We start from the raw sequence: 26,994 nt of genomic DNA on the forward strand, positions 1-26,994 counted from the left end.
ATACAAAGATTAATTAGCTTCTGAAAAAATGCATAGGAAAATGTCTTAAAACGTCCGAAGGGATAGTGTCTGCCTGATGTTTCTCCGGATCGAATAACATAGCTGTACACAAACAGTTACATTTTTTCTTACCCTCCAGGATATCATAGTTCACACAATTTTTACAGCCTTCCCAAAAGAATTCGTCATGGGTAATGTCAGGGAAAGTAACAGGTTCAAAACCCAGTGCAGTATTCATTTTCATAATTGCTGCTCCCGAAGTAATACTCATAATTTTTGCTTCAGGGTACATCTTTCGTGACATCTTGAAAACTCTTTCTTTAATTGCTTTGGCAACGCCAGAGTTTCTGAATTCGGGAGAGACGATCAGCCCGGAATTGGAAACGAATTTATCATTTTCATAGGCTTGAAAATAAGCGAACCCGACCCATTGTCCGCTACTGGTAACAGCGACAACGGCTTTGCCGTCACGCATTTTTTGTGCTACTGATTCAGGAGTACGTTTCGCAATCCCTGTTCCCCTGCAATTGCTGAGGCTTCAGTCTCTTTAACTATTTCATCGGCATATCTGATATCATTTAATGTGGCAACACGCACAAATATCATTTGATTCTCCATTTAGTTTAAAATTTTATAAAAACCTAAACCCAAATGATATGCCCGATGCCACAATTACCAGTAAATAGCTTTTAAAGATCTATTAAGGCAGATTATATTTTAATTGCCTATTACATGACTAACCTAACCCTTCCAAAATGGAATGGTCAGTTTTCATTTCAACAAGGTAGCTTGTTATAACTTTCTTAATAATAGACCAAAAGGGATCTTTGGTTCTACCCATGTTGATTTTGGAGGAAGTTTTATTCCCTGCAGCGCAATGTCCATCATCCTGTCAGCATTAATAACTGCTAGTGTAAAAGCAATTGCAGTAGTGTTTTCAGCCAGAATTTGCTGGATCTCATTTAAAGCATCCGCACCTCCAACAGAAATGACCTGTTCATCTGTCTCCGGATTTTCGATATTAAATAAGGGTTCAAATACTTTTTGCTGTAACAGACAAGCATCCGGCAACTTAACTTTATCGTTCAGCTTATAAACCATTCTGTACCATTTACCCTCCATAAACAAGCCAAATTCACGCTCTTCCAAAGGAACGACAGGCTCGTTACGCTGCGATTTAGTCACTGAAAAAATCTTCTTCAAAGCCCTGAAAACCTGATCTATATAAACATCTTCGGCAGGAATAATAACCCTGTAAGATTCTTTTATCCTCAACTGGTCACTGGACAGATAAAAAGAAGAAATGAAATTAAAATTTCCGGACTCCAATAAACTTTTTGGTTCCATGCTTCTGTATTTTGCTGCTGCCACCAGGCGATGATGCCCGTCCGCAAGATAAACATGCTGCAATTCAGAAAAACACAAACTTAGCTGACGGATCGTTTTCAGATCGTAAACCCGCCATATTCTGTGAAAGATCTTATTGGCATAATACACAGAATTGGCCTCAGCCTGTTTTTGATTTGATTTAAGATGGAGCTGATTGCCCTGTTTGACCGATAGGTAATTAACAATGGGCCTCCTTCTAAACCGACTTCATTCCGGTAGTCTATTAATCCAGAAGAGTTACAAGCCACCGTAGATTCATGCGTTTTGATATGACCGCGGTCGAAATCATCCAGATCAGTTACAGCCCAGACACCTGTTTGAACATGAGTGCCCTGAGTTATTTCATAAATAAAAATACAAGGATGTTCCTCCTGATAAAAATCCCCCGCAAGCATCATCCTTTTGAGATTTGCCAAAATATGGGCGTTTGTCAGCTCCTTATTCCCAAGATGCCCATTATCCAGCATCTGGCCAATCAGCCCATTACTCCTCCCGTTACAGGAGGGGTTTTTGAGCGATAACATTTTGTCTAAATAAACTTCTTGCGGCCTTAATGCCACGAAAGGTCTAATTGTTGCCATATGATAATAAACTGTGTTTCTCGTATTCTTGCATACAAGCTACCAGGGCTTTTACAGAACTGATCTGCAACGCATTATATAGTGAAGCTCTAAAACCTCCGGCTGTGCGATAACCTTTGATTCCTATCATGCCCCTTTCTGCGGCAAAAGACAGGAAATCTTCTTCTTTAGCTATGTCATGCATTTTAAAACAAACATTTACCCGGGAACGATGCGCTTCATCAGCCATTCCATAAAACAAAGGATTTCTTTCAATCTCAGCATATAACAATGCTGCCTTAGCTATATTTTTTTTTCTATCTGTGCAACCCCGCCATTAGCTTTTAACCATTGCAGATTTAACATGGCTACATAAATAGAATATACAGGCGGTGTGTTGAACATACTTTGATTATCGCGGTAAATCCGGTAATCTGACATGGAAGGGACCGGATGTTCAACAGTATCCAGCAATTCATTTTTCACTAAGACTAATGTCATGCCGGCAGGCCCCATATTTTTCTGTGCACCAGCATAAACCAGGTCAAACTGACTGATCGGGATCACCCTGCTAAAAATATCAGAAGACATATCACAAATTAGCGGTACACCTAAATCAGGGAAATCGAACATTTCTGTTCCTTCAATTGTATTATTGGATGTGCAATGGAAATAAGCAGTATCCTTTGTAACCGTCCCGATTTCCGGTACTCTTGAATAACTTGCATCAGCAGAAGAACCGACTATATCCACTTCACCAAAATATTTTGCTTCTTTAATGGATTTATGGCCGAATAATCCGGCATCAAGATAGGCAGCTTTCTGATGTTTCTGTAAGAAATTTTGTGGGATCATTGAGAATTGTGTACTTGCACCACCTTGTAAAAAGAGTACCGCATAATCTTCTGGCACTTCCAGAAGTTCTCTGACCAATTTCTCCGTTTTCTGCATTACCTCTTCGAATTTTGGAGAGCGGTGAGAAACCTCAAGGATAGACAGGCCGCTGTTGTCCCAGTTTTTCACTGCTTCAGCAGCTTGTTCTAATACGCTGGAAGGAAGGATACATGGTCCCGCCCCAAAATTATGTTTAATCTGGATCGTCATCTTTAATTTATATTTGGTTAAGCAAAAGTTAAAGATGCAATAAAGATTGCTTGATGTTAATCCCGTAACTGATTAAAGATAAATAAACTGATTACTACATTATTTTCAGAATAAACAATTGTGAATCAACAAAATTAGCCCTGCACAACAGAATATTGTTCTATACAAAAGAATTAGAAAATATTTAGTAGTTTAACCCACTATTTGTTTAGCATTGATGCACTAAGTTTAAGGATACTTAACATTAACTAAAAATCAGCCAGCCAGTTAATAGCAATATTTAACAAAATAATAATAAACAGAGAATCGTATATTCAAGAATTAACGGTTGTTTTGTTACCAAATATAAGAACAGGTTAATGGTCACTTATGATTCGCTTTCGGACGATGATTTACTCGCGCTTTTAAAAGAGCACGATCATCACGCTTATGCTGAAATTTACAAAAGATACTGGAGTATATTATATATCGTATTCGCGCAAAATCCTGCAAAATGAAGAAGAGTCAAGAGATGTGATTCAGGATGTATTTGTAATGGTCTGGTCTAAATCCAGCACTTTAGATTTACACACTTCCCTCTCTTCATTTCTGTACGCATCTGTCAGAAACAGTATTCTTAAATTATTTGAGCGTGGTAAGGTGAAAGAGAAATACATGAATTCACTGGAGAAATTTATAGACGAAGGGACAGATATAACAGATCACCTTGTTCGTAAACGTGAACTCGCCAGCCGTATTGAAAATGAGATTGCTAAACTGCCAGCCAAAATGCGGGAAGTATTTGAGCTGAGCCGTAAAGTAAACCTATCTCATAAAGAGATTGCCTTCAAAATGGAAATCTCAGATAAAACCGTCAAAAAACAAATGAATAACGCCATTAAAATACTACGTTTAAGATTAGGTCCGCTAGCAGCAATCTTACTTTTTTTCAACTGCTAAATTATTTTTTCATTTCCTCTACTACCATGCTTTGAGCAAACGTTCGTTCTTAACCATATGAGCTGTTAAACCAGCGATACTATGGAAAACGAAAGAGCGAAAAAATTAATAGTGAAATACCTCGAAGGCAATTGTACACCGGAAGAAAAATCCATTGTAGAAAGCTGGTATCTGAAAGAAACTGCTGATATGCAGGATGAAATTGAAGATCCTGATTATTCAGTAATAGAACAAGAACTCTGGAAAGATATCATTGCAGAGAACAAGAAAAAACACCCATTCAAACGCAACATATACTGGTATGCCGCAGCAGCGATTTTAATAATTAGTACAGGCCTGTACTTTGGAACTTCCCCAATCCACTCCTTCAAACAAAATGGAAAATCGGACTTTACAAAAACGGATATACGTCCGGGTGGCAATAAGGCAAGTTTAACTTTAGCCGACGGTTCTAAAATAGTGCTTGATGATGCATCAAATGGAGAAATAGCCAAACAATCCGGCTGTCTGGTTACAAAAACCAAAACAGGACAACTGGTTTATACTATACAACCAGCCTCAAATACAGCCACAGATCTTAAAATACAAACAGCGCTCAACACCATTGAAACACCAAGGGGAGGCCAATACCAGGTTAATTTACCTGATGGGACAAAAGTATGGCTTAATGCTGCTTCATCCTTAAGTTTCCCGGCCAGGTTCAGTGGTCTTCAACGTAAAGTTACGCTGAAAGGTGAAGCCTATTTCGAAGTGGCAAAAAATAAAGCCATGCCATTCATTGTTAATAGCAGCAAGCAAAAAATTGAAGTTTTAGGTACTCATTTTAATATCAGTGCCTATACTGACGAAAACAATGCAAAGACAACTCTAGCAGAAGGAAGTGTGAAAGTCTCCTTACTAGAAAACAGCCAGGAACAGCAGATCTTAAAACCCGGGCAGCAAGCTATTACTGACAACCACATAAAAGTAATTCCGGTAGATATAGAAGAAGCGTTAGCCTGGAAAGACGGTCTTTTTATGTTTAACAACGAAGACCTGGAAAACATCATCAAAAAAAAAGTAGAACGCTGGTATGATGTCAAAGTAGATTTTCAGGAGAATGACTTGCGCAATAAACACTTCAGCGGTACAGTATCAAGATTTGGGAAAGTATCACAAATCCTAAAAACATTAGAATTAACCGGATCAGTACACTTTAAAATTGAAGGGAGGAAGATTATAGTCGTGAAATAAACCACACCATACTGTAATCTCAAAAAAAAAGTCAGTGATGCTGCAAACATCACTGACTATACCGCGGCATAAGCCACGTGTTTTATTGAGGTTAACAGAATAAACTAGGAGATAGAATATTTAAAACCCACAACAAACGATCAAATGTATACAATTTATACTATTTTTTTTCGCAGGTTAAGTGCCTGCATTGCTAAATTTTTGCCAGTTAAGCTACCTGGTATTCCAGGTCTTGACGCAACGTTTAAAAGACAATTAATAATGAGCGTTAAACTTACTACAGTTTTAATGATTATTTTTCTCTGCTCCAGGCGGCTGCCAGCAGTAAGGCCCAGAATATCTCTTTAATACGAAAAAATGTAGCTATAAAATCTATTTTCAGGGAAATCAGAAAACAAACGGGTTACAATGTACTTTGGGAGCAGGATAAATTGCAGACCACCAGAACAATTGATGCCAGGTTTAACCATACCTCTATTGACGAGGTGATGAAAACATGTCTTGCAGGTCAGGCGCTGACTTATGCGATTGAAGAAAATACAATCGTGATCAAACCATTATCAGTTTCTCTGCTCAATAAAATAATCAGCCTTTTTAAAGATATTGATGTAAAAGGAAGAATACTTGACGAAAAAGGATTGCCATTACCTTCTGTTTCGATCCTGATCAAAGGCACAAAAACCTGGTACAAAACAGATGAAAACGGAAATTTTCAGTTTAAAGTGGCTGATCCAAATGCAGTCCTGGTTTTCACCTATTTAGGTTATAAATCACAAGAAGCAACGGTTTCCCAGTCAGGTAATATCAACATTACTCTTACACCTGTACTTTCAGATTTAACCGAAGTAGTGGTAGTAGGTTATGGTACACAGAAAAAAGCAAATCTGACCGGGGCAGTTGATGCAATTACTTCAAAACAAATCGAAAACAGACCGGTTGTTAGCCTGGGACAGGGATTACAGGGTTTAATTCCCAATCTGAATATCTCTATAGCCAATGGTAAACCCAATACTGCACCCGAATTTAATATCCGTGGTTATACCTCTATAAATGGTGGTAATCCATTGATACTGGTTGATAACGTGCCTTTCTCGGCCTCTGAACTTTTAATGTTCAACTCTGCTGATGTAGAAAGTGTTTCTGTATTGAAAGATGCAGCATCAGCAGCAATTTATGGTTCAAGAGCCGCTTTTGGTGTGGTTTTAATTACAACCAAATCTGCAAAAACGAATAAACTGAATGTAAGCGTAAACAGTTATACCGCAATCCGGACAGTTGGTAAATTACCAGATGTAGTGACCAACCCATATACTACACTGCAGATCAAAAATGAGGCTGCCTATCCATTATATAACCCAGCCTATAGTGCAAACCTCGTAGAAGCAGCACGTTTACGCGCTCTGGATCCTTCATTACCTAATGTAATCCTTGATCCCAATGACCCTAACAAATGGTTTTACATTGGTACAACAGACTGGTTAAAAGAAGCCTATAACAAAACAGCTCCAACTTATAATGCCGGGCTAACCATTTCTAAAAAGGCAGATCAGGTGAGTTATTATCTGTCTGCAAATTATTATAGCCAGAATGGAATGGCCAAAGATGCCAAAGAGAAAAACAACCTTTACAATATGAGAGGGAAAGTAGATCTCAATGTGACCAAGTGGCTTACCCTTTCCAACAACACATTATTTAGCGCGGGTACTTACCAAGCTCCGAATATTGTTGACAATAATTCTTATTTCCAGGCAATTAACCAACGTAATGTAATTGATGTACCAAAAAATCCAGATGGTTCCTGGACTTCTGCAGGAGCAAGCGTATTAGGTGCAGCACAACAAGGTGGCAGAAAAAATGTGGACAATCATACTGTTCAGACTACCTTCTCTTTTGATGCTTCATTAATCAAAGACATATGGAGCTTAAAAGGAGATGCAACCTTCAGAAGAGTTGACACACTGAGCCGCTCTTACAGTATTCCTGTTCCTTATAAAACAGGACCTAACCTGGCTCCGCCACTAGCGACATCCTCGGATGCAACCAATAGAAATATAAATGCAAAGTATGACGTAGTCAACCTTTATACAGAAGCCCATAAAAGACTAGGTAATCATTTTATTTCTGGTCTGGTTGGTTATAATCAGGAACATTCTATCAATACCAACTTCTTGGCTTCAAGAAAGCTCTTAATTTCAAATAACATCCCTTCAGTAAATCTAGCCACAGGCGATCAGTCCATTACAGAAAATATCAGAGAATGGGCTGTACAAGGTATTTTCTACAGACTGAACTATAATTTCAAAGAAAAATATCTTGTTGAATTTAACGGGCGTTATGACGGTTCATCACGTTTCGGAGCGGGAAGAAGATGGGCATTTGTTCCTTCAGCATCTGCCGGATGGGTAATATCTGAAGAAAATTTCTTCAAACCCGTTAAAGAAGCAATAGGCATGAACCAATTTAAAATCAGAGGTTCCTATGGTGTTTTGGGTAATCAGGCATCTGTTGGAGAATATGATTATGTAGCCTTGATGAACAGCGGAAAAGGCTCACAGATCCTGGATGGTAAACAAAACACTTATGTTAACGCTCCCGGAGCTATATCCAGTGACTTCACCTGGGAAAAAGTTTCGACCATCAATATGGGAGCCGATCTTACTTTTTTCAAAAACAGGCTGGAATTAAATCTGGATAAATATACCCGCTATACTAAAAATATGCTTGTCCCGGGTAAATTACTGCCAGGTGTATTTGGTACCGCTTCCCCGACTACAAATTCAGCCGACCTGAAAACCAAAGGATGGGGGAAGTTAGACTGAACTGATGAGAGAGATGCAGTACAGGTAGGTGGCTCTCCCCTTTCTTATAATGTAACTTTTGCTTTGAGTGATAGCAGAGCCTATATTACTCGTTTCGATAACCCGACCAAATCATTTGCATTTGATGGAAAGAGCTATTATGAAGGTATGGAAATAGGTGAAATCTGGGGACTGGAATCTGAAGGATTTTTCCAGAATGCTGAAGAGTTAAAAAACCATGCTAACCAGGCAGCAGTGGGTACTGAGGATCAGAGATACCAGTATTTTGTAGGAGACATTAAATTCAAGGATCGTAACGGAGACGGAAAAATAGATTTTGGAAATAAAACAGTAGATAATCCTGGCGATTTACATAAGATCGGAAATAGCCAGATCCGCCTACCTTATAGCATTGACCTTTCTGCATCATGGAAAGGATTTGATGTCAGAGTATTCTTGCAAGGAGTTGGAAAAAGAGACTGGTATGCTGAAGGAAGTAATATTTATTTCTGGGGTATTTATGCACAACCATGGACAAACGTCACTACACAGAATATGGATCACTGGACTCCTGAAACACCCAATGCTTATTTCCCAAGAGTCAAAGCTTATTCTGCTTATTATACAGGTGAGGAACTGGGTACCCCCAACACCAGGTATCTGCAGAATGCAGCTTATCTGAGAGTTAAAAATTTAACCGTTGGCTACACCCTTCCTAAAAGTATATTAAAAAAACTCAAACTGGAAAATGTTCATTTCTACGTAAGCGGAGAAAATCTTTTTGAATACTCCAAACTTAAAGTGAAACTGGATCCCGAAGGATTACAGGGTAATATATATCCATTCCAGCGCACTTATTCATTTGGCATGAACCTTAATTTTTAATCACATGATCTCAAAATATTATAATTCACTGGTTATTGTTATACTGGCCATAATCTTACTTACAGGTTGTAAAAAAGACTTCCTGGAAAGATCACCGCAAACCTCTATTGATCCAAAATATTTTTTTTAAAACTACTGCCGATTTAGAAACCTATAGCAACGTTTTTTTATGAGATGACAGGCATGACTTCACTGGGGCCGGGTACTGACGATGTATTTTCAGATAATATCTCAGTATACCTTGGCGGCAGCGAAATCGACAATATGATCAGAGGTAAAATTTCTGCAACAACGGTTAATGTTAATTCCTGGGAGTGGCAAAATCTGCGCAGAATAAACTATATGCTGAATAATCTGCAGGATGTAAAAGGTGATCAGGCCACAATAGACCACTTCAGGGGGATTGCCCGTTTTTATAGAGCCAATTTTTATTTTGCCATGCTAAAACGATATGGTGATGTACCTTATTACACTACTGTATTGGATCCTAACGATGAGACCGCGCTTTACAAAGCTAAAGATCCCCGCACATTGGTTGCTGACTCTATCCGCGCCGATCTCGAATATGCAACCAGCCATGTAAAAACTACAGGAACCGCTACCAGGATTACCAAATGGGCATCTGAGGCTATGCTGGCCAGATTCTGTCTGTATGAAGGCACTTTTCGAAAATACCATGACGAACTTGGTTTGCAAGGATCTGCAAATACGTTTCTCGAGCGGGCAGCCTCTGCTTCCAAAGAAATTATGGGCGCAGGCTTCTCTATCTACAATACAGGAAAAAAGGGAGAAGATTATCAAAAGATATTTACCAGCTTAGACCTGAGTGCCAATAAAGAGATTCTTTTTTATCAGGATTATGATCAGGCACTTGACCAATCAAACAGTACACATTATGTATTTGACTGGCAATGGTCACTAAGTAAGTCATTTGCTGACACTTACCTGATGGTAGATGGAACTCCGTTTACTTCTACCCCGGACTGGGATAAAAAGACCTACACCGAAGTTTTCAAAAACCGCGACCCAAGGATGGCCACTACGATTATGCCTCCTGGATTTGCAACTAATCTAGGCGGTATACCGAACAAAATCAGACCAACTTTTGGTGGTTATGCTCAGATCAAATTTTATGCTATAGATCCTACAACAAAGGTATACACCGAATTTACTGACCTGCCGGTTATACGTTATGCAGAAATCCTGCTGATCAATGCGGAAGCTAAAACAGAACTAGGAACTATTACACAAACCGATATTGATCAAACCATTAATATTTTACGTAACCGTGCTGGCGTTGCCCCATTAAATATTGGTGCTGCTAATGCAAGTCCAGATCCCGTACTGGCCAGTATGTATCCACAGGTTTCCAGTGGTAATAAAGGTGCCCTGCTCGAAATACGTCGTGAACGTAATGTAGAACTAGCCTGTGAAGGTTTCAGGTATAACGACATATTAAGATGGAAAGCTGGTAAATTGCTGGAAAGACCTACTCAGGGAATATATATTTCTAAATTAGGTGCAATAGATGTTACAGGTGATGGTGTAGAAGACATCGCAATCCTGCAATCACCAGAACAAACCGATCCGATTGCAAATGTACCTGCTGATGTACGGGCGAAACTGGTTATATTACCTGAACAGCAACAGTTTCTACTTAAGTAACACAACCTCAGGATTCATCATGTTCCCGGAAAATATAAGCACACCAAGATCATTTGATGAAGCTAAATATTACTATTTCCCTATACCATTCCAGCAAGTATTACTTAATCCAAAATTGACACAACCTAAAGGCTGGTAATAACCATAAGATAAAATGAAACGAAGAAGTTTATTAAAAACAATCCCTCTTGCTGCTTTAGGACTGGCCTTTGGAAAGGCTGCGCATGCAGTAACCACTCCAGTAGAATCAGCAAATGCACCAAAAAAGAAACTGGTTTTAACCGTAGCCCATATTACAGATGTACATATCAGACAATTTGAAGATGCTACAAGCAGATTTGAAAAATGCCTGCAGGAAATCAAAAAACTCAAAGTAGATTTTTTCCTTAATGGGGGTGATAGTATTCATGCTGCTGATTATGATAATATCAAACGCGAACAAGTTGTAGAACAATGGGCGGTATGGATAAATGTAAAGTATCAGTCAGATTTCAGGATATGAATTACACAGCTGTATAGGTAATCATGATACCTGGTGGGCTGCGCCATCAAAAGAAGATGAAATGTACGGCAAAGACTATGTGGTTAAAAGATTAAAAATCCCTAACCGATATTATAGTTTCTCAAAAAACGGATGGCACTTCATTATATTGGATGGTAATAATAAAAACACCTCTCTGGATGATGTACAGTTCAAATGGCTGGAAAATGAATTACAGCAGCTTGCCCCAAATACACCGGTACTGCTGATGTCACATTACCCGATATTAACTGTAACAGGCACCTGGGAAGGCGGACAGCATGGTGACTACAAAGAACTTAAAAAATTGTTTTATAAATACAAAGACAAGGTCAAAGTATGCCTTAGCGGACATCAGCATTTATTAGACAGAGCCTGGTATAATGGCGTTGAGTATTATTGCAATGGAGCGATGAGTGGCTTCTGGTGGGGCAAGGGCGATGAAAAATCTGCACAGCCTTATTATTATCAGGAAAAACCCCTCCGGGATATGCTATTATCAAATTATATGATGATGGTACACTGGAAAACACCTATATCACTACAAAAATATAATGATTAACAAGTAATGATATTTATCAATACGCAGTTGTTCAATAACGGACAACTGCGTATTTACCCGGTTTTTTAGCTGGGAATAATCCAATGTTTAAAGAGAAAGATACCCCTGCCGATTTCAAACTGGCATCCCCATAACCAATCCCTGTTAAAGGTATTTTTGCAAAAGGTTGTACCCCAATGCTAACTGCCTGACTAATCTGATGATCAAAACTTACAGACACATTGGCTATTCCAAAAAGATGCTGATTCTGGTTGTTAATTTCCAAATTTGAAACCTTTTGTTCAGCACCCTGACCGGTAGTAAATTCGTATTTTTCTTTCAGCATAAAATAACTGGAAAGTCCGGTATTCAAACTGACAGATAGTTTTTTCCTGTTAAAAATCTTATAATTACATTTAGCGGAATATCCAGCACATTACAATCTGCACTCACCTGCCAGTCCGTACCCGGCATATAACTGCTGCTTTGTGGGGATGTACCCCCCGAATTATAAAATTTACGAGAGTAAATAGCTCCCGAAGTCATGCTTATTTTAGGCGTAAAGGCATAGGTAGCTAACACCCCTAAATTCGAACTAACCTTAGAGGGCTTGCTTGATTTTGCAAAGGACATATCCGGAGCAGCCATCGCACTTAATATCAAGTCATTTTGTGGTTTTAAAGAGCTCTCCATTTTGTTTTTCACACTCCGTGCGATTTCTTTAGAATCAATTCTTTCGAACGGGTCTTTACTATGAGCCAGAGCATTAGCCTTTCTAACCAGAACTGCACTATCGGTTTCCATCTGAACAGGCTGTGATTTGGCATTCGCAGCAATCATAGTTTTCAAAGGAATAGCAGTTGCCGGACTAGTTTTCACTGAAATAACTGTTGATGGAGTTGTTACAGTCTCCCGGTATTATTAAAGCTGTTCCTGATGTCACCACAGATGCAGAAGACAACCCAGGAACAATCAGTGTCACTGCTTTTTCCTGTGCTGAATCCAATGACTCAGTTCCGATTACCTTACTTCCAGCCAGTACCTCTCTGAGGTCTTCTAAAGGTTGTATTTTCAACGAACCCGGCTCTGTTAACGGAGCAATATCTTTTCCACTCAACGGGGCAATATCATTCCCTGGTTTTACCACATGTTCAGTTAATGGCCCTTTAATAACCTGTTTATCTAAACTTGCCGGAGCAGAAAAATAAAAGTACAAGGAGACCATTAGCACAGCAGCTATTCCCCCTGCAGTATAAAACCACATTGGAATAACTCTTTTTTTCTCCTGCATTTCAAGTTTGCGTTCCATCTTCCCCCAATCCAATTCATTGAAAGGGATTTCCGGATCGCCTAACCCATCTTTAAATAACTGATCTATATCATTGTCTTTATTCATCAGTATTTATTGTTTTGTTTGCATTCCATTGTTAATACTCAGATTTGTTCTCCATTATACCTGCCCACTTTACGTTCAATCTGTAAATCAGCAGGGATATCCGGAGGTTTATTCATATTCAGCACCATGAGTTTTTCTCTTAACTGTTGTCTTGCTTTAAATAGGTTAGATTTAGATGTACCGGTAGATATTTTTAAAAGACTAGCTATTTCTTCATGTGAATAGCCATCAATAGCATATAAATTAAATACTGTGCGATAAGCCGGGGAGAGCTTTTGAACTAAAATTAATAAATCTTTATAAGCCAGCTGTTCATAAATTGCCGCAGCATGGCCAATATCTTCATGGTCATTCACATCGTCATGATCTGAAAATTTCAGGTTCGTCCGATAATGGTCAATTGCAGTGTTTGTAATTATCCGTGCAATCCATGGTTTAAATGGCTTAGCGGGGTCATACTTGCCAATATGAGTAAAAACTTTCAGGAAACCATCATTCAATACTTCGGCTGCATCATCATCATCATCATTCAGGGCGTACCGACGGCATATAGCCATGCAATAACTATAAAATTCTTTATAGAGTAAGTACTGACTTGACCTTTCTTTTTTGATGCACCCGTCGATGATACTTTGCACCTATTCTTATAATTTAACCTGCGCCATTTTCTACCTATACGTGATTGATGCACGAAAGGTTGCTAAACCTAATAAGAAAATTTCTTTTTACATATAAAAACCTGTATTACAGCTAAATATTTTTTGGTTACAATATTTTTCTACAATCACACGCAACCTTTAATCCACAATTACCGTAACCGCAGTAATTAAAAAGATTATTCACATTTAGCTTTAACAATCATGGTCCTATCTTTAAAAAAATGTCTGGCCCTTTGCAGCTTAACCGTTATAGTTTTGTTGTCCGCCTGCTCAAAAAGCAATGACGCCGCACCTAACGACCCTTATGGCAACCCGCCAGTTACCCCACCAGCCAGTTCTAATCTTGCCCTGGGAACAAGTCTGCATTTGGCAGTATCCTGACTGATGCCAATGGAAAATCACTTTATTTTTTCGCTATTGATGCAAATGGTACATCAGGTTGCACAGGTGCCTGCGCAATAACCTGGATGCCGTATTATGCCGGAAATGAAACTGCACCAACGGGAATTACAGCAACTGATATTACCACAATTACCCGTGCAGATGGTAAAAAACAAACTGTCTATAAAGGATGGCCGCTGTACTATTTTTCTGGTGATGCCAATAAAAATGACATCAATGGTGATGGCTCTGGCGGAACATGGTTTGTGGCAAAACCTGATTATTCAATCATGTTATCAAATAGTCAGCTGGTAGGTATTGACACTAAAAATTATACCGCAGATTTAAAAGAAGGTACTGGTATTACCCAATATCTAACTGATGCAGCTGGCAGAACCCTCTATGCGTTTGCTCCTGACAAATTTAACCTGAACACCTATACCAAAGCAGATTTGAGTAACAACAGCACCTGGCCAATATATGAGTCTGATGTGCTGAATGTACCATCAGTACTTAAAAAGGATATGATGACACAGATCACCTCAGCAGGTAAAAAACAATTAACCTATAAAGGCCATCCATTATACTATTTCGGCCCGGACACTAAGCGCGGAGATAATAAAGGCGTTAGTGTAGGTGCAGGTTTATGGCCAATCCTTACCCTAAACACCATTGCTTTAACCCCTTAAACTATCATTATGTCAAAATACACATCTCCTATATTCGCCATTGCAATAAGTTTCATTTTACTCTCAGCCTGTTCAAAACAACAGGCTGAAGAGCCTAAACCTGTAGTACCGGAAAAACCAGGTGTTAAGGTTACCTATACTGCCATAGTCCAGCCCTTATTTCAAGCCAGATGTGCCGGTTGCCATGCACCAGGCAAAAAAGCTTCCGCTATCTGGAGTTTTAACGGCTATAGCTCAGTAACTGGCAGTGCTGACAAAATTAAGCAGGTTGTTTTAGTCAGTAAAACAATGCCAATGGGCGGAACGCTTTCTGCCGCAGACCTTCAATCTATCAAAGACTGGTTTGACCAGGGTATGCTTCAATAAATAAAAAATCATCGCCATATGAACCTTTAAAAACAAATCTATCTGATGAAAACAAACTATTCAACGAAACAGGTATATATCATTATATGCATGTGTTTATTTACTTTCCATGCGCGTGCCCAGAATATTTTAGTCAGTAAAAATGCCGCCGTTTCTTTCTTTTCCAGTACCGTCATGGAAGATATAGAAGGAAAAAGCAATACTGCCAGTTCTGTGATCAATTCGCAATCCAGAGAGATCATTTTTAAAGTCAGCAATACCTCGTTTCAGTTTAAGAAAAAACTGATGCAGGAGCACTTTAATGAAAATTATATGGAGAGTGACCGTTTTCCATTTTCTAAGTTCAGCGGAAAAATCACAGACGATATAGATCTGAGTAAAGACGGAAATTACACAGTTAATGTGGAAGGAAATCTCGACATCCACACGGTGTAGTCAAACCCTATCAATGTAAAGTAGCCCTACTCATTGCTCAAGGCATTATAACTGCAAAAACAGCTTTTAAAGTAAAGATAGAAGATCATCAGATCAAAGTACCATCTCTTGTATTCAAGAATATCGCCGAATTTGTAGAGGTACGTCTATCGGCTGTATACCAGGCTAAAAAAACCTAAAATCATCAACCGACCATTTTTCAAAAACCTAACAAATGCGAAAAGAAACATTAACACCCCTGTTAAGACAAAAAATATTGACACCCCTGTTCAAAAGATTACCGCTGTTTATATTGGTAATAAGCAGTTTACATAGCTTTGGGCAACAAGATCTCGAAAAAGAATTAATTAATACAGCCCCTGTTCACGAAAAGGTATTTGCAACATTTAAAGATACCAAGCTAATTAACAGCCATACCAATGAGACCATCCATAAAAACGAACTCGAGTTTAAAGTAGACCATCGTTTTGGAGATATTGCAGGTAGTAGTGGCGGGATAAAGCAGTTTTTCGGATTGGATAATTCTACTGATGTAAGAATTGGTTTTGACTATGGTATATCAGACCGCTTAAGTATCGGCCTGGCCAGAGCGAAAGGTGCAACTGCTGTACAGCAATTGTATGAAGGCAGTATTAAGTTCCGGTTACTGGAACAAACAACTGATGATTATATCCCGCTTGCAGTCACTTTGTTTGGAAGTAATACAATCGCGGCAGTTCATGCAAGCGATGATCCGGCGGCGGCTACAGCTTATCGTAAATTTACTGACCGGATGAATTATGTCACACAGATTATTTTTGCTAGAAAGTTTAACTCAAATTTCTCATTCAGCCTGACGCCAACTTATCTGCATAGCAACTTTACAGGTTTCAGGGATCAGAATGACCTTTTTGCCATTGGCGCTGGTGCAAGAGCAAAAATCAGTAAAAGAATGGCTATTGTCGTAGATTATTCTCTTCCATTCCGTAATAGAGCAGACAAAGACTATCTGGAACAAACAAATGGTGTGAAATTCTATAACCCGCTGGGCGTAGGTCTGGAAATCGAAACAGGCGGACACGTATTCCACCTTAATTTCACCAATGCCGCAGCGATTGAAGAAATGCAGTATATTTCTCAAACCACCAGCTCATGGTTAAAAGGCCAGTATCGCTGGGGCTTTAGTATTGCCAGAAGATTTTCGTTCAATAAAAAAAAAAAAAAAAAAACAATAGAAGCTGTTTAAACAGCTTCTTATAATTTTTCTTCAAGATTTTTCTTTGCAGTATCAAACCACTCTTTTTTTAAGATACTCAGAATGATACTGTCTCTTCTGCCGCCATGCCCGTTAGGCATATGACCGCGCAGAACTCCTTCAATTTTACATCCAATACTTTTCATAGCAGCCACACTGGTGTGGTTGCTATTGTCTGCTCGGAATTCAACTCTTTCCATACCCAGATCCTCAAAAGCATATTTCAGCAAAAGATATTTACAATTTTTATTAAGCCCTGTCCTGGAAATCACTTCCATACCAGGTATATCCCAATTGCAGGGTTTGATAAGACTCCTGTATATCATAATACCGGGTAGAACCAGCATAACTACCAGTTAGCTTATCATAAACGATAAATGGATAAGACGTTCCCTTCTCTTTGTCGTCAAGAGCCAGACTAATGTATTTAGTCAGGTTTTCGGCACCAGCAGCACCCTGTAGCGAAAAATGCCAGATATCAGGTTCATTTAGTGAAAAAGTTAACAAATGTTCGTAATCTGATGCGATGAGCGGACGGAAAAAACACGCTCATTCTCTAATATAATTGAAGTTTCCTTTAGTAATTCGCTCATACGTTTAAGATAATAATTTTTCCTTAAGAAGCCATTCAATTTTAAATTGCAAATTATTAATAGCGGAAACTTAATGAAATATATGGGTACCAGCCTTCCTCAGAATGTCCGGCAACAACACGTATCACTGTCATTGAAGCAGGGGCAAAATACAATCCTCTCCAAAACACCATTATGCCATTTACCAGAGTCCTCTCCTTTTTCCCAGACTCTTCCTATATCATGAAACCCCAGTAAACCTAACTGCCCTGGTAATACATAACTCACAAAATCAGCAAGTTTAACCCTCATTTCCAGATTATTATAGAAACTGTGATCACCAGCAAACCTGAACTGACGGAACCCCAGTAAAGTTCCTTCCCCCCCTAAAAATGCGGAAGAATAAAATGGTTGTTTTCCAATCGTCACTGCACCACCAAAACGTTCTGCAATTACAAAATTAGCACGGTTATCCAGATTTTTGTACAGCGCTACACTTCCGGTAAACTGACCATAGGTATTAGAATAACTATTTAAACCTTTGTAGCCCTGTAGTTTCAGATTAATATAGCTGCCTAATGACGGTAATATCTCATTGTTACGTGTGTTATTGATAAAATTAACTGTAACACCAGCATACAGTTTATCTTTTGTGATTGTCAGACTATCCGAAGAATGCAGTTCTGCACTGTTATTAATAAAGCGTCCAGTATTATCATCCTTGTCAAATCTGTAATATTGGAATGAAGGGCCTGCGCTAAATGAAGATTTCGGCCTTTTCCAGCGTAATGCAGGATCGACCTGGTATAAACTAAACCTTGAGCGATAGTAGCTGATCCCACCAATAGATTTATCAAAAGAAGTTTCATTACCAGCCCCAAAGAAATTCTGTGTATTATGCGGAGCATAGGCACTGGCCTGCAAAACCAGGTCAGCCTTTCCAAAGGTATGCATCCACTCCCCTCTGTAATCAAATTTAAAAGCCTTAGTACTGAAAGAATGAATAAAAGAGAAAGTTTGTACATTTCCATAAGGGAAATTTCTGAACCCTGGATTCATATACTTAACTGAAAAACCTAATGATAACCCATCATCATTATTATATCCACCATTTAGTAAATACATACTTCTGCGGTATAAATCTGTTTGCCTGTAAGCAATATTCCCGGTATCAATAGAAAGTTTTTTGTTGAACCTGTTTGCCATACCAGTAAAACTGCTGCTGTCAGGCTTATCATAAAGCTTTACTTTATGATATGAATTCTCTACATGGTAGCTTTTCTCACCATGGCCACCGATAATTCGTAATTTAATATCAGTTCCTTTATTATTTAAAACAAGACTATCATTTCCATCCCTTGTATATAACCTGATCTCTTTGGTGATTTTCGGATCAAACGTTTTGATAAACATCTGCTCCTTCACCTTTTTATTTTTTGATAACTGGTGTATGCTCACTGTTAATCCCCCACCCGAAGCATCAGAAATTTCGATCAGTTCTCCTTTATCACTCGCCTGTATATCTATAATCTTATTTAAGAAATGATAGTATTGATTCATCATTTCAGGCAATTTCCCCCTTCTTTCCTTTAGTTGTGCCAGCAACTGGTCATGGCGTAAAGAATAACCTGGTTCAGGTAGTTTCTTCAATGCTTTTTCAAAAACGTCATCAGTTAAATCAGCACAGAAAGCATGAATAACATCCATCCACTGTTTTTCTGACAACTGGCTTAATAAACGGGTAGCCATAGCTCTGCCTTCCCAGACAAACCAATTGATATTATTCACATTTTTTTCATACCCCTGAATCATAGGTAATAAATAAGAAGACTGTGCATAACGGGGAATCAGACCCTGACTAAGATAAAATACCTGGTCACGATCACGGGGAACAGGTTGATAAACCTCTCTTTTTCCAGATTTATCAAGAGTCCATCTCCACTGATCAAAGTGCCTGTCCCAGTCTCCGATTACTACATCCAATGCTTTAGCTTTTAAATATGCCGGGCCATCATAAGTATAATCGTTATCCTTTGCCAGTTTCTTATACATTTTATAAGTATTGTCAGACTTTCCCGTAGGTTCTCTTTCTTCCAGCAGACAAAGTGTATTTTCAAATACTCTTCCATATTTACCCAGGTTCGCATCCGGAGAAATCCATCCGATCACCGGGTTTGCATGTGGCACACACCGACAGCCTCAGCTATATCCGGAACAATTAATGCCGAAAATGGATGCTGAGCTGACATATTATCTTTCAGGATATCTTTCGCAAAAGTTTCTCTCAGATTTTCTGGTAAAAGTGATTCAGGATACTTTTCTACACTTCTTAACACCCATTCTTTCCCTTGTTTATCTACCATTCTCAATGAATGTGACTGAAAACCACCACCCCGTTGTAAAGGAGTTAAACCACCTTTAATTTCAGAAAGTCTGATCACCGGAACTTTAGTTTCCAGCGCATACTCTTTGCGGTAATTTTCTCCGAAAAAGAAACGGTGAACTTTACTAACACTATCATATTTAGGATATATTTTGATAGAGATACTATCTTTTGTAATCACCTTTACTGTATTTACAGGCTCAGAGCTAACCGGCACAAAAGCTTTAGTATAGCTATATACTTTTTTAACACCACCTTCAGTATACACGTAAAAATCATAACGCATATCGTTATTCATTAGCAAATCGCAGTTACAGTTACATAACCTTGTTCCGATTCCTGGAAGATGGAATTCCTGCCTTTTTTATTTGCAGAATGTTTAGCACCGCCACCACTTACAACCTGGAGATTAAGCTTGTCACTTTTAATCAACTGTAAACCATGATCGTGACCTGAAAAATAAGTAAGATTCGGATAAGCTCCGAAAACTCCGTTTATCTTTTTAATCATATCCTTATAGAGGGGATGATTCAGATCTTCGGGGCTCAAAAAAGAAGAGCGCAGCAGCGGATACAATGATCCGATCACAGGAAGTGGTATATATAAATTTTTATTCAGTGAGGTTAATGGAAAAATATGGTTTTTAAGCGAAAAGTATCCGCCATGTGCGCCATAACTCTGCAGAGGATGATGATCCGCAAATAAAATAATTTTCCCTCTGTTTGCTTCTAATAATTCATGCATACGCGCAATCACATCCTCTTTAGTCTTGCAGTCACACTCAGCTTCCGGATTCTTCTTATTGTAAGGGAACAACCACCATTCACTATCAAAAGCTATAATCGTTAAATTGTCTGTCAGCTTAATTGCTATAGGATCAGGACAGCCATTTGGCGGGATCATTTTTAATAAAGAGTCCTTTTGTTCTGCCAGGTATTCTCCCTGGCGAAGGATTTTAGCTAACCCTTCCGGGCCCATTTTATCCCAGTCATGGTTACCAGGAACAAAATAAACCGCTGCTCCCATCTGACGCATCGGCTGGAACTGGGATTGCAGAATTTGCTTTGTTGTTTCTTCTTCTTTGCTTCCGGATAACCCCATTCCTTTCGGATAAATATTATCCCCCAGATACATTACCGTCGTTTTTCCGGCAATGACATGTTTGGATGCATTTTTCAGGGACTCTCTTTGAGCGATATTCATCTCTCCGGCATCGCCGATAAAGATAACCCGGTATTTTACCGAATCCTGTGCTTTAGTGAAAGCAGCAGTAAATAAAAAGAAGAAGAAGAGCGTAGCATGTTTCATCATAAGTGACATTAATATGAATAGCTAAAATTACAGCATTTCTAACAAAATCAAGGATTAAAACATCAACGTTTTCAAAGCTTGTCCACACAACTATTTGTTCTTTTAAATTAAAAATCAGATTAATTTTTAATTTAAAAGAACTGTAGATAACTTGCACCAGTAATTACACGCAAATATGTCTAAATTTAATTTTCTGCTCTTCAGCCTGTTATGCTTTTGTTTAAAGACTTCAGCCCAGCGTCAAAACACTTACTTTCTTAAAAACGATGGCCAGCACGTTACGGAACCCGATAGTGCTGATTACTTTCGTCACGTTATAGAACCTGCGCAGGGAAGTGATTTGTACAGAGTAAAAGAATATTACCCGGATGGTACAAGGAAAAGCGAAGGTCTTTCCAGTAAAATAGATCCGCTTCTTTATGAAGGTCTGCTGACAACATTTTTTCCCAACGGGAATTTAAAAGAAACAGCAAATTACGTTAAAGGGCAACAAACAGATACAGTCAGCTCTTATTATCCCAATGGTCAGCTATACAGCCTGAGGGTCTATAGCTTGCCTGCTAAAGAAGACAAACATACAGGTCCGCCTTACTTTGCCGCACAAATCATGCTTGTTGTTAAAGATTCTACCGGCAAAGACATTGTGACTAATGGTAATGGGGAATATATTGGTTATAATGATGACTTTAACGAAATCACAGAAAGAGGCCTCGTTAAAAATGGTCAGAAGGACGGAACATGGACAGGAAAAGCAAAAGGTACTTTTTCCAGGTATACAGAAAACTATGCTGATGGAAAACTAATCTCCGGCGAAAGCACAGATGAAGAAAATGTCAGTTATAAATATACTGAATCACAAATTCAGCCTGTTTATAAGGGCGGCATGAGCAAGTTTTACAAATATCTCAGTGTGCATACAACCTACCCCCCCAGCTGCTATAACTCAGGCATACAAGGAGTCGCAATAATGAGATTTGTCGTAGAAAAAGATGGTAAATTAACTGATATTAAAGTTGTCAATTTCATCCATCCTGATCTGGAAAAAGAAGCAATCAGGGTGATGAAAAGCTCGCCTTTATGGGTACCCGGAATTTGGAAAGGTAAAGCTGTAAGAGTTGCTTATAACATACCGTTATCATTCAGCATACGCTAATATACCCGGGTCTTTGCTAAGAACAACAATAATTTCAAACGTTTGAAATGCATGAACAAACGTTTGATCTTTGCACAAGTTTTTTTTTTCACCTTTTCTTCGCCTCATATCTTCTCTAGTTTAGACTACCTAAACAAACCGAACCATGATGAGAAGAAACCAATGCAGAACCACATCCTCCTGTGGTCTTATTTTAATCATTTATTTTACCATTTTATCTATCTTGCCAGCACATGCAATGTATGGAAGCAGGTCAGTAATTGTAAATCCACCGGAAACAATAACCGGAATTGTAAAAGATTATAAAGGACAGCCAATTCCTGGTGTGTCCATTAAAGTAGAAAGTACAAAAAATGGTACTGTTACTGATAATGACGGTCGCTTTATCCTGAATAAAGTTCCCGCAGATGCCATGCTTGTTATTTCCTATATCGGCTATATCGAACAAAGAGTTAAAGCCGCCGGCGAAAAGATGAACATCGTTTTACTGGAAAATGTAAATGAACTTGATCAGATCGTAGTAGTTGGCTACGGAACACAGAAAAAAAGCGATATCACCGGATCTATTTCCTCTGTACCAAAAGATCGTCTGCAAAATCTGCCGGTAACCAACGTGCTGCAAGCTATGCAGGGTTCTGTTGCCGGGGTTAATATCAGCACTTCATCTTCTGCACCGGGGAGTTCACCAAGCTTTTATATCAGAGGGTTACATTCTATTACTGCAAGTAATGATCCACTGATTGTTTTAGATGGTATTCCATTCAGCGGTACTTATAACGATATTAACACAACAGACATTCAATCAATTGATGTATTAAAAGATGCATCCGCCACTGCGATCTACGGACCAGAGGTTCTAATGGTGTTGTATTAATTACTACCAAAAGAGGAAAAACCGGTAAGCCGGTTATTGCCTATAGTACCTGGTTTGGTGTAGAAAATATAACCAATGCGGCAAAGCCGATGAGCGGGGCACAATATGTACAGAAAAACCTTGATTATACGGCACAAACAAATAAAACCTCAGCTCCCGTTCCTAACCAATTTGAAAAAGATAATTACGATAAGGGGATTGAGACAGACTGGCTGAAAGAAATCTCTCAGCAGGGTTATATTCAAAACCATGAAGTGAGTATTTCGGGAGGTACCGAGGATGTGAAATATTATGTTTCTGGTAATTATACCAAAGAAAAAGGAGTATTAAAAGGATATCAGTATAACCGGATCAGTGTCCGTTCCAATCTGGATGCTAAAATAAATTCATGGTTAAAGATGGGGACTAACCTGTTTTTCACCAATAACAATCAGGATGGCGGAAGAGCAAATCTCTATATGGCTACTGTTATGAGTCCTTACGGAACATTGTATAACGCAAAAGGAGATTATGAGGTCTATCCAATGAATCCTGAGCAGCTTTATACAAATCCCTTATTAGGATTGTATTCACCAACTCAAAACCTAAAAAGAACATTAAGTGGTAATGGCTATGCAGAAATAACACCGGATTTTATTAAAGGATTTAAATACCGTTTAAATGCAGCTTATACTTTCAAGCCCGATCGCGCAGCCGACTATACAGGTCGTAAAGCAGGGGACCTTTTAGGTACCGCAACCTTATCTAATGGAGTTGATGGCGGTGGCGAAGGTCAAAACTGGTTAATTGAAAACATCTTTGGTTATCAAAGAGCCTTCGGGAAACACAGCATTGATGTAACCGGGTTATACAGTTCACAAAAAGATGAATCATTCAGGTCAAGCATTAATGCCAATACCTTCATTAATGACATGCTTGACTATAATAATATCGGAGCCGGACAGAAACAAACTACCTCTTCCAAATACGTGGCAAGTATGCTTATTTCTCAAATGCTGAGAATCAATTATGCTTATGACAGCCGCTATCTTTTAACCCTGACTGCCAGAAGAGATGGTTATTCAGGTTTTGGCGATGCGAATAAATACGGGACTTTCCCATCTGTAGCATTAGGCTGGAATATTGCAAAAGAATCTTTTTTGAAGGACAGTAAGTTAGTAAATGAATTAAAATTACGTCTGTCTTATGGTATATCCGGTAACCAGGGTGTTGACCCCTACAATACTTTAAGTACGTTAACCACTACCCCATACATATATGACGGTGTAACAACTATTGGCGTTACACCAAGCAGAATCGGGAATAAAGATCTTAAATGGGAAAGTACTAAAGGCCTTAATGCAGCTATAGACTTCTCGATTCTTTCTAACCGGATTACCGGCTCTTTAGAAGCTTATTCTACTAACACTTACGATTTATTGTTACTTCGTAAAATCCCTAATATCACCGGTTATTCGACCATTCTGGATAACGTAGGTAAGACTTCAAATAAAGGTTTCGAAGCTAGCATTACATCAGTTAATATAGAAAAGAAGAATTTCACGTGGCAAACTAACTTTAACTTCTCTTTAAACCGCAATAAAGTAATATCGCTTTATGGTGATGGTAAAGATGATATTGTGAACAGTTTATTTATTGGTAAATCATTACGTGCAGTTTACGATTATAAATTAATTGGAGTATGGCAAACAGGTGATAATTTTACTGTAGACCCTTCAGCTAAACCGGGCGATTTAAAGTTTGAGGATTTAAATGGTGATGGAAAAATAAACTCCCTTGACCGTACCTATCTGGGAACACGTCTGCCAAGTTATATTGCTGGTTTAACCAATACTTTTAAATACAAACAATTCTCACTGAATATTTTCATTCAGACCACGCAGGGAGTTTTAAAGCCGAATACGATATATGACTATCGAGATCAGGTAGGCCGGATCAATCTTCCAGCCAGTTACACTTACTGGACTCACCTGAGAACAAAAGCAATACCAGCCCATCTTTGGCTTACACCAATTCAAGACAGTATACCTACCCTGTTAACGGATCTTTTACCAGGATTAAAGATGTAACACTGAGCTACGATTTTGCAAAAGAAAAGTTAAATAAGCTTAAAATCAGCAACCTCAGAGTATATGTCAGCGGACGCAACCTGGCTACATTCACCAACTGGCAGGGCTGGGATCCGGAGGCAGATCCTTATCAGTATTTCGAGAATCAGAAAAGCAGTTTTTATCCCCTGGTTCGAAACTTCGTATTTGGTATTAACATTGGTTTACAATAAATCTTTAATTATGAAACAATTATCCTTTTATATATGCACACTGGTCTTGTTTTCGATCTTAAGTACCGGATGTAAAAAAAGCTTCTTAGATGAAAACTTAAAATCATCTTATGCACCAGAAAACACATTGGTAGACCCGCTCGGTTTTGAAGCTGCCATTGCAGGTATGCAAAATACAGTTCGTGATCAATATGAGGGTGATCAGGGAATGATCGCCACGATGTCGAACGGTACTGACATCGCCAGAAACGGGCAGGCAACTTCAGCCATGGTTCCTTTTGAGAGTTACGGCCAACTGAATTCACAGGATGTTGCATCAGCAAAATTCTGGCAGTGGGGTTATAAAACTATTAACTCAGCCAACCAGATTATAGATGCCGCAGAATCTGGAAAAACGACACTGACTACAGAACAAAAGAACAGTTATGTAGCTGAAGCCAAATTTTTCAGAGCTTATGCCTACAATTTCATTTCCAGCCTTTTTGGTGGTGTACCGCTAATCAAAAATTCTTTAACTGCACCAAAAACAGATTTTGTACGCGCTCCGCTAGACTCTGTTTTAAATTTTATGATTACCGATTTAACTTATGCTGAGGCCAACCTGCCGGATTTCGCTAAATTGAAGGCACAAGGCAGAATCAGTAAAGCTGCTGCCTCTCAACTTCTGTCTTTGGTTTATCTTAGAGCAAATAAACCAGAATTAGCAGAAACAGAAGCAAATAAAGTAATTGCAAATGGTGCAATTAAATTAATAAACAGCAGGTATGGGACTAAAAAAGATCAGCCAGGGGATGCCTTCTCTGACCAGTTTATCTATGGAAACATGAGAAGAAACCAAGGTAATACTGAAGCCATATGGGTAATAGAGCAAAACTATAATGTTCCGGGTGGTTTTAGCCCAACAGATCAGCGCAGAAGATGCTGGGTTCCTTTTTACGTAAATATTCAAGGGATGCTAATCGCCGATTCCTTAGGAGGAAGGGGCATCGGCCGGATCAGGCCAACTAACTGGTGGACTTATGATTTATATAAAAAGAATGATATGCGTAACTCTGGTTTCAGTGTTCACCGTAAGTTTTATTATAATGATCCTGCATCTTCTAAATACGGTAAACAGGTAGTAGTTACCGGTTTTGATACCATTCAGAATATTTATGCGCATACCACCAAATGGAACTATTACACAGATCAGGAACCTTTTGGAACCATTACCTATAAAGACCGTATTCAAATGCGTTTGGGTGAGACCTATCTTTTACTTGCAGAAGCACAATTTAAACAGGGTAAATTGCCTGAAGCAGCGGCTAGCATTAACGTGTTACGTACAAGAGCAAATGCAGATCAGGTACAGGCAGGTGACATCACGATGGATTTCATTTTAGATGAAAGAGCAAGAGAACTGACTGCCGAAGAAGACCGCAGAGTTACCTTAATGCGCACCGGCACCTTATTGAACCGGGTGCAAAAATACAATCCAACCTCAGCAGGATCAATCAAAGCATACAACCAGCTCTTACCTATCCCCCAGGCAGAAATTGACTTAAACAAAGATGCAAGGCTAGAACAGAATACCGGATACTAAAAAGAAAAAATTATGAGCAGAAGAAAACTATTCCTGATCTTAAT

32 protein-coding genes and 1 pseudogene are annotated in these 26,994 nt (G+C 38.8%); 18 read left to right on the top strand and 15 right to left on the bottom strand.

Annotated features, from left to right (window positions below; all coding sequences use genetic code 11):
* Positions 1–13: 13 nt before the first annotated feature.
* The 6 genes from ACWYN3_RS22305 to serC all read right to left on the bottom strand — a co-directional run bounded on the left by ACWYN3_RS22305 (position 14) and on the right by serC (position 3,053).
* A complete protein-coding gene (locus ACWYN3_RS22305) occupies positions 14–475 on the bottom strand; it encodes a hypothetical protein (RefSeq protein WP_456216407.1) in 462 nt (153 codons plus the stop codon).
* Positions 476–483: 8 nt separating this feature from the next.
* Positions 484–606, bottom strand: a complete 123-nt coding sequence (locus ACWYN3_RS22310; protein WP_456216408.1) for a hypothetical protein — start codon at positions 604–606, stop codon at positions 484–486.
* A 186-nt stretch (positions 607–792) separates the two neighbouring features.
* On the bottom strand, positions 793–1,497 hold the full coding sequence (locus ACWYN3_RS22315) for a DUF1015 family protein (protein WP_456216409.1): 705 nt from the start codon (positions 1,495–1,497) through the stop codon (positions 793–795).
* Positions 1,446–1,970 (bottom strand): DUF1015 family protein, encoded by a 525-nt coding sequence (locus ACWYN3_RS22320; RefSeq protein WP_456216410.1) that lies wholly within the window; start codon positions 1,968–1,970, stop codon positions 1,446–1,448. The genes ACWYN3_RS22315 and ACWYN3_RS22320 overlap by 52 nt, the downstream gene beginning before the upstream one ends.
* Positions 1,957–2,241, bottom strand: coding sequence for a hypothetical protein (locus ACWYN3_RS22325; protein WP_456216411.1), 285 nt, complete (start codon positions 2,239–2,241; stop codon positions 1,957–1,959). Before ACWYN3_RS22325 ends, ACWYN3_RS22320 begins: the two co-directional genes overlap by 14 nt.
* A gap of 11 nt (positions 2,242–2,252) precedes the next feature.
* A complete protein-coding gene (gene serC / locus ACWYN3_RS22330; protein WP_456216412.1) occupies positions 2,253–3,053 on the bottom strand; it encodes a 3-phosphoserine/phosphohydroxythreonine transaminase in 801 nt (266 codons plus the stop codon).
* 429 nt (positions 3,054–3,482) lie between these two features.
* On the opposite strand from serC, the gene ACWYN3_RS22335 reads away from it, so the two are divergent.
* From ACWYN3_RS22335 to ACWYN3_RS22370, 8 genes are all read left to right on the top strand, one after another.
* Complete coding sequence (locus ACWYN3_RS22335) at positions 3,483–3,992, top strand: sigma-70 family RNA polymerase sigma factor (protein ID WP_456216413.1); 510 nt, start codon at positions 3,483–3,485, stop codon at positions 3,990–3,992.
* An 81-nt stretch (positions 3,993–4,073) separates the two neighbouring features.
* The gene (locus tag ACWYN3_RS22340) at positions 4,074–5,225 is read left to right on the top strand and encodes a FecR family protein (RefSeq protein ID WP_456216414.1); all 1,152 of its coding nucleotides are present in this window, start codon (positions 4,074–4,076) and stop codon (positions 5,223–5,225) included.
* Positions 5,226–5,656: 431 nt separating this feature from the next.
* Positions 5,657–8,044 (top strand): SusC/RagA family TonB-linked outer membrane protein, encoded by a 2,388-nt coding sequence (locus ACWYN3_RS22345; RefSeq protein ID WP_456216415.1) that lies wholly within the window; start codon positions 5,657–5,659, stop codon positions 8,042–8,044.
* A 63-nt stretch (positions 8,045–8,107) separates the two neighbouring features.
* On the top strand, positions 8,108–8,908 hold the full coding sequence (locus tag ACWYN3_RS22350) for a hypothetical protein (RefSeq protein WP_456216416.1): 801 nt from the start codon (positions 8,108–8,110) through the stop codon (positions 8,906–8,908).
* Positions 8,909–9,082: 174 nt separating this feature from the next.
* On the top strand, positions 9,083–10,573 hold the full coding sequence (locus tag ACWYN3_RS22355) for a RagB/SusD family nutrient uptake outer membrane protein (protein ID WP_456216417.1): 1,491 nt from the start codon (positions 9,083–9,085) through the stop codon (positions 10,571–10,573).
* Positions 10,518–10,712: a RagB/SusD family nutrient uptake outer membrane protein gene (locus ACWYN3_RS22360; protein WP_456216418.1), complete on the top strand. Its 195-nt coding sequence runs from the start codon at positions 10,518–10,520 to the stop codon at positions 10,710–10,712. The genes ACWYN3_RS22355 and ACWYN3_RS22360 overlap by 56 nt, the downstream gene beginning before the upstream one ends.
* A gap of 15 nt (positions 10,713–10,727) precedes the next feature.
* A complete protein-coding gene (locus tag ACWYN3_RS22365) occupies positions 10,728–11,075 on the top strand; it encodes a metallophosphoesterase (RefSeq protein WP_456216419.1) in 348 nt (115 codons plus the stop codon).
* A 61-nt stretch (positions 11,076–11,136) separates the two neighbouring features.
* Positions 11,137–11,655, top strand: a complete 519-nt coding sequence (locus ACWYN3_RS22370) for a metallophosphoesterase family protein (RefSeq protein WP_456216420.1) — start codon at positions 11,137–11,139, stop codon at positions 11,653–11,655.
* A gap of 31 nt (positions 11,656–11,686) precedes the next feature.
* Here the strand turns inward: ACWYN3_RS22370 and ACWYN3_RS22375 are convergent, their stop codons facing one another.
* From ACWYN3_RS22375 to ACWYN3_RS22390, 4 genes are read right to left on the bottom strand one after another with little or no spacing between them, the layout of a single operon-like run.
* Positions 11,687–11,980, bottom strand: a complete 294-nt coding sequence (locus tag ACWYN3_RS22375) for a hypothetical protein (protein ID WP_456216421.1) — start codon at positions 11,978–11,980, stop codon at positions 11,687–11,689.
* Positions 11,981–12,003: 23 nt separating this feature from the next.
* Complete coding sequence (locus ACWYN3_RS22380; RefSeq protein ID WP_456216422.1) at positions 12,004–12,513, bottom strand: hypothetical protein; 510 nt, start codon at positions 12,511–12,513, stop codon at positions 12,004–12,006.
* On the bottom strand, positions 12,503–13,030 hold the full coding sequence (locus ACWYN3_RS22385; protein ID WP_456216423.1) for a hypothetical protein: 528 nt from the start codon (positions 13,028–13,030) through the stop codon (positions 12,503–12,505). The genes ACWYN3_RS22380 and ACWYN3_RS22385 overlap by 11 nt, the downstream gene beginning before the upstream one ends.
* A gap of 38 nt (positions 13,031–13,068) precedes the next feature.
* Entirely contained in the window at positions 13,069–13,668 is a 600-nt protein-coding gene (locus tag ACWYN3_RS22390; RefSeq protein ID WP_456216424.1) for an RNA polymerase sigma factor, read from the bottom strand.
* 395 nt (positions 13,669–14,063) lie between these two features.
* Between ACWYN3_RS22390 and ACWYN3_RS22395 the strand changes: the two are divergent.
* From ACWYN3_RS22395 to ACWYN3_RS22415, 5 genes and pseudogenes are all read left to right on the top strand, one after another.
* A pseudogene (locus tag ACWYN3_RS22395) lies at positions 14,064–14,150 on the top strand (hypothetical protein); the annotation flags it as partial.
* A gap of 6 nt (positions 14,151–14,156) precedes the next feature.
* Positions 14,157–14,759: a COG4315 family predicted lipoprotein gene (locus ACWYN3_RS22400; RefSeq protein WP_456216425.1), complete on the top strand. Its 603-nt coding sequence runs from the start codon at positions 14,157–14,159 to the stop codon at positions 14,757–14,759.
* A 9-nt stretch (positions 14,760–14,768) separates the two neighbouring features.
* A complete protein-coding gene (locus tag ACWYN3_RS22405) occupies positions 14,769–15,125 on the top strand; it encodes a hypothetical protein (protein WP_456216426.1) in 357 nt (118 codons plus the stop codon).
* A gap of 45 nt (positions 15,126–15,170) precedes the next feature.
* On the top strand, positions 15,171–15,560 hold the full coding sequence (locus ACWYN3_RS22410) for a hypothetical protein (protein ID WP_456216427.1): 390 nt from the start codon (positions 15,171–15,173) through the stop codon (positions 15,558–15,560).
* A gap of 214 nt (positions 15,561–15,774) precedes the next feature.
* A complete protein-coding gene (locus tag ACWYN3_RS22415; protein ID WP_456216428.1) occupies positions 15,775–16,785 on the top strand; it encodes a DUF5777 family beta-barrel protein in 1,011 nt (336 codons plus the stop codon).
* A gap of 8 nt (positions 16,786–16,793) precedes the next feature.
* On the opposite strand, the gene ACWYN3_RS22420 is transcribed toward ACWYN3_RS22415, so the two are convergent.
* From ACWYN3_RS22420 to ACWYN3_RS22440, 5 genes are all read right to left on the bottom strand, one after another.
* Positions 16,794–17,024 carry a GNAT family N-acetyltransferase gene (locus ACWYN3_RS22420; RefSeq protein ID WP_456216429.1) on the bottom strand — a complete coding sequence of 77 codons (231 nt, stop codon included), beginning with the start codon at positions 17,022–17,024 and terminating at the stop codon, positions 16,794–16,796.
* A 19-nt stretch (positions 17,025–17,043) separates the two neighbouring features.
* Complete coding sequence (locus ACWYN3_RS22425; RefSeq protein WP_456216430.1) at positions 17,044–17,301, bottom strand: hypothetical protein; 258 nt, start codon at positions 17,299–17,301, stop codon at positions 17,044–17,046.
* A 185-nt stretch (positions 17,302–17,486) separates the two neighbouring features.
* Positions 17,487–19,553 (bottom strand): BamA/TamA family outer membrane protein, encoded by a 2,067-nt coding sequence (locus ACWYN3_RS22430; RefSeq protein WP_456216431.1) that lies wholly within the window; start codon positions 19,551–19,553, stop codon positions 17,487–17,489.
* Positions 19,532–20,047, bottom strand: coding sequence for a hypothetical protein (locus ACWYN3_RS22435; RefSeq protein WP_456216432.1), 516 nt, complete (start codon positions 20,045–20,047; stop codon positions 19,532–19,534). The genes ACWYN3_RS22430 and ACWYN3_RS22435 overlap by 22 nt, the downstream gene beginning before the upstream one ends.
* Positions 20,047–21,060, bottom strand: coding sequence for a metallophosphoesterase (locus ACWYN3_RS22440; protein WP_456216433.1), 1,014 nt, complete (start codon positions 21,058–21,060; stop codon positions 20,047–20,049). The genes ACWYN3_RS22435 and ACWYN3_RS22440 overlap by 1 nt, the downstream gene beginning before the upstream one ends.
* A 175-nt stretch (positions 21,061–21,235) precedes the next feature.
* On the opposite strand from ACWYN3_RS22440, the gene ACWYN3_RS22445 reads away from it, so the two are divergent.
* From ACWYN3_RS22445 to ACWYN3_RS22465, 5 genes are all read left to right on the top strand, one after another.
* Complete coding sequence (locus ACWYN3_RS22445; protein WP_456216434.1) at positions 21,236–22,213, top strand: energy transducer TonB; 978 nt, start codon at positions 21,236–21,238, stop codon at positions 22,211–22,213.
* Between the two features lie 145 nt (positions 22,214–22,358).
* Positions 22,359–23,087 (top strand): TonB-dependent receptor plug domain-containing protein, encoded by a 729-nt coding sequence (locus tag ACWYN3_RS22450; RefSeq protein ID WP_456216435.1) that lies wholly within the window; start codon positions 22,359–22,361, stop codon positions 23,085–23,087.
* Between the two features lie 35 nt (positions 23,088–23,122).
* Positions 23,123–25,156, top strand: coding sequence for a SusC/RagA family TonB-linked outer membrane protein (locus ACWYN3_RS22455; RefSeq protein WP_456223108.1), 2,034 nt, complete (start codon positions 23,123–23,125; stop codon positions 25,154–25,156).
* Positions 25,087–25,368 carry a hypothetical protein gene (locus ACWYN3_RS22460; protein WP_456216436.1) on the top strand — a complete coding sequence of 94 codons (282 nt, stop codon included), beginning with the start codon at positions 25,087–25,089 and terminating at the stop codon, positions 25,366–25,368. Before ACWYN3_RS22455 ends, ACWYN3_RS22460 begins: the two co-directional genes overlap by 70 nt.
* A gap of 10 nt (positions 25,369–25,378) precedes the next feature.
* A complete protein-coding gene (locus ACWYN3_RS22465) occupies positions 25,379–26,950 on the top strand; it encodes a RagB/SusD family nutrient uptake outer membrane protein (RefSeq protein ID WP_456216437.1) in 1,572 nt (523 codons plus the stop codon).
* Positions 26,951–26,994 lie beyond the last annotated feature (44 nt).

The organism is Pedobacter sp. NJ-S-72, assembly GCF_053890575.1.

Excerpts from the sequence above, each read along its gene's own strand:
- ACWYN3_RS22385 (WP_456216423.1), bottom strand. The coding sequence starts at position 13,030 with ATGAATAAAGACAATGATATAGATCAGTTATTTAAAGATGGGTTAGGC.
- ACWYN3_RS22435 (WP_456216432.1), bottom strand. The coding sequence starts at position 20,047 with ATGAATAACGATATGCGTTATGATTTTTACGTGTATACTGAAGGTGGT.
- ACWYN3_RS22440 (WP_456216433.1), bottom strand. The coding sequence starts at position 21,060 with ATGATGAAACATGCTACGCTCTTCTTCTTCTTTTTATTTACTGCTGCT.
- ACWYN3_RS22445 (WP_456216434.1), top strand. The coding sequence starts at position 21,236 with ATGTCTAAATTTAATTTTCTGCTCTTCAGCCTGTTATGCTTTTGTTTA.
- ACWYN3_RS22365 (WP_456216419.1), top strand. The coding sequence starts at position 10,728 with ATGAAACGAAGAAGTTTATTAAAAACAATCCCTCTTGCTGCTTTAGGA.
- ACWYN3_RS22405 (WP_456216426.1), top strand. The coding sequence starts at position 14,769 with ATGTCAAAATACACATCTCCTATATTCGCCATTGCAATAAGTTTCATT.
- ACWYN3_RS22310 (WP_456216408.1), bottom strand. The coding sequence starts at position 606 with ATGATATTTGTGCGTGTTGCCACATTAAATGATATCAGATATGCCGAT.
- ACWYN3_RS22340 (WP_456216414.1), top strand. The coding sequence starts at position 4,074 with ATGGAAAACGAAAGAGCGAAAAAATTAATAGTGAAATACCTCGAAGGC.
- serC (WP_456216412.1), bottom strand. The coding sequence starts at position 3,053 with ATGACGATCCAGATTAAACATAATTTTGGGGCGGGACCATGTATCCTT.
- ACWYN3_RS22450 (WP_456216435.1), top strand. The coding sequence starts at position 22,359 with ATGATGAGAAGAAACCAATGCAGAACCACATCCTCCTGTGGTCTTATT.
- ACWYN3_RS22415 (WP_456216428.1), top strand. The coding sequence starts at position 15,775 with ATGCGAAAAGAAACATTAACACCCCTGTTAAGACAAAAAATATTGACA.
- ACWYN3_RS22370 (WP_456216420.1), top strand. The coding sequence starts at position 11,137 with ATGTACGGCAAAGACTATGTGGTTAAAAGATTAAAAATCCCTAACCGA.
- ACWYN3_RS22320 (WP_456216410.1), bottom strand. The coding sequence starts at position 1,970 with ATGGCAACAATTAGACCTTTCGTGGCATTAAGGCCGCAAGAAGTTTAT.
- ACWYN3_RS22400 (WP_456216425.1), top strand. The coding sequence starts at position 14,157 with ATGCCGTATTATGCCGGAAATGAAACTGCACCAACGGGAATTACAGCA.
- ACWYN3_RS22465 (WP_456216437.1), top strand. The coding sequence starts at position 25,379 with ATGAAACAATTATCCTTTTATATATGCACACTGGTCTTGTTTTCGATC.
- ACWYN3_RS22360 (WP_456216418.1), top strand. The coding sequence starts at position 10,518 with ATGTACGGGCGAAACTGGTTATATTACCTGAACAGCAACAGTTTCTAC.
- ACWYN3_RS22335 (WP_456216413.1), top strand. The coding sequence starts at position 3,483 with ATGCTGAAATTTACAAAAGATACTGGAGTATATTATATATCGTATTCG.
- ACWYN3_RS22375 (WP_456216421.1), bottom strand. The coding sequence starts at position 11,980 with ATGCTGAAAGAAAAATACGAATTTACTACCGGTCAGGGTGCTGAACAA.
- ACWYN3_RS22305 (WP_456216407.1), bottom strand. The coding sequence starts at position 475 with ATGCGTGACGGCAAAGCCGTTGTCGCTGTTACCAGTAGCGGACAATGG.
- ACWYN3_RS22410 (WP_456216427.1), top strand. The coding sequence starts at position 15,171 with ATGAAAACAAACTATTCAACGAAACAGGTATATATCATTATATGCATG.
- ACWYN3_RS22355 (WP_456216417.1), top strand. The coding sequence starts at position 9,083 with ATGACAGGCATGACTTCACTGGGGCCGGGTACTGACGATGTATTTTCA.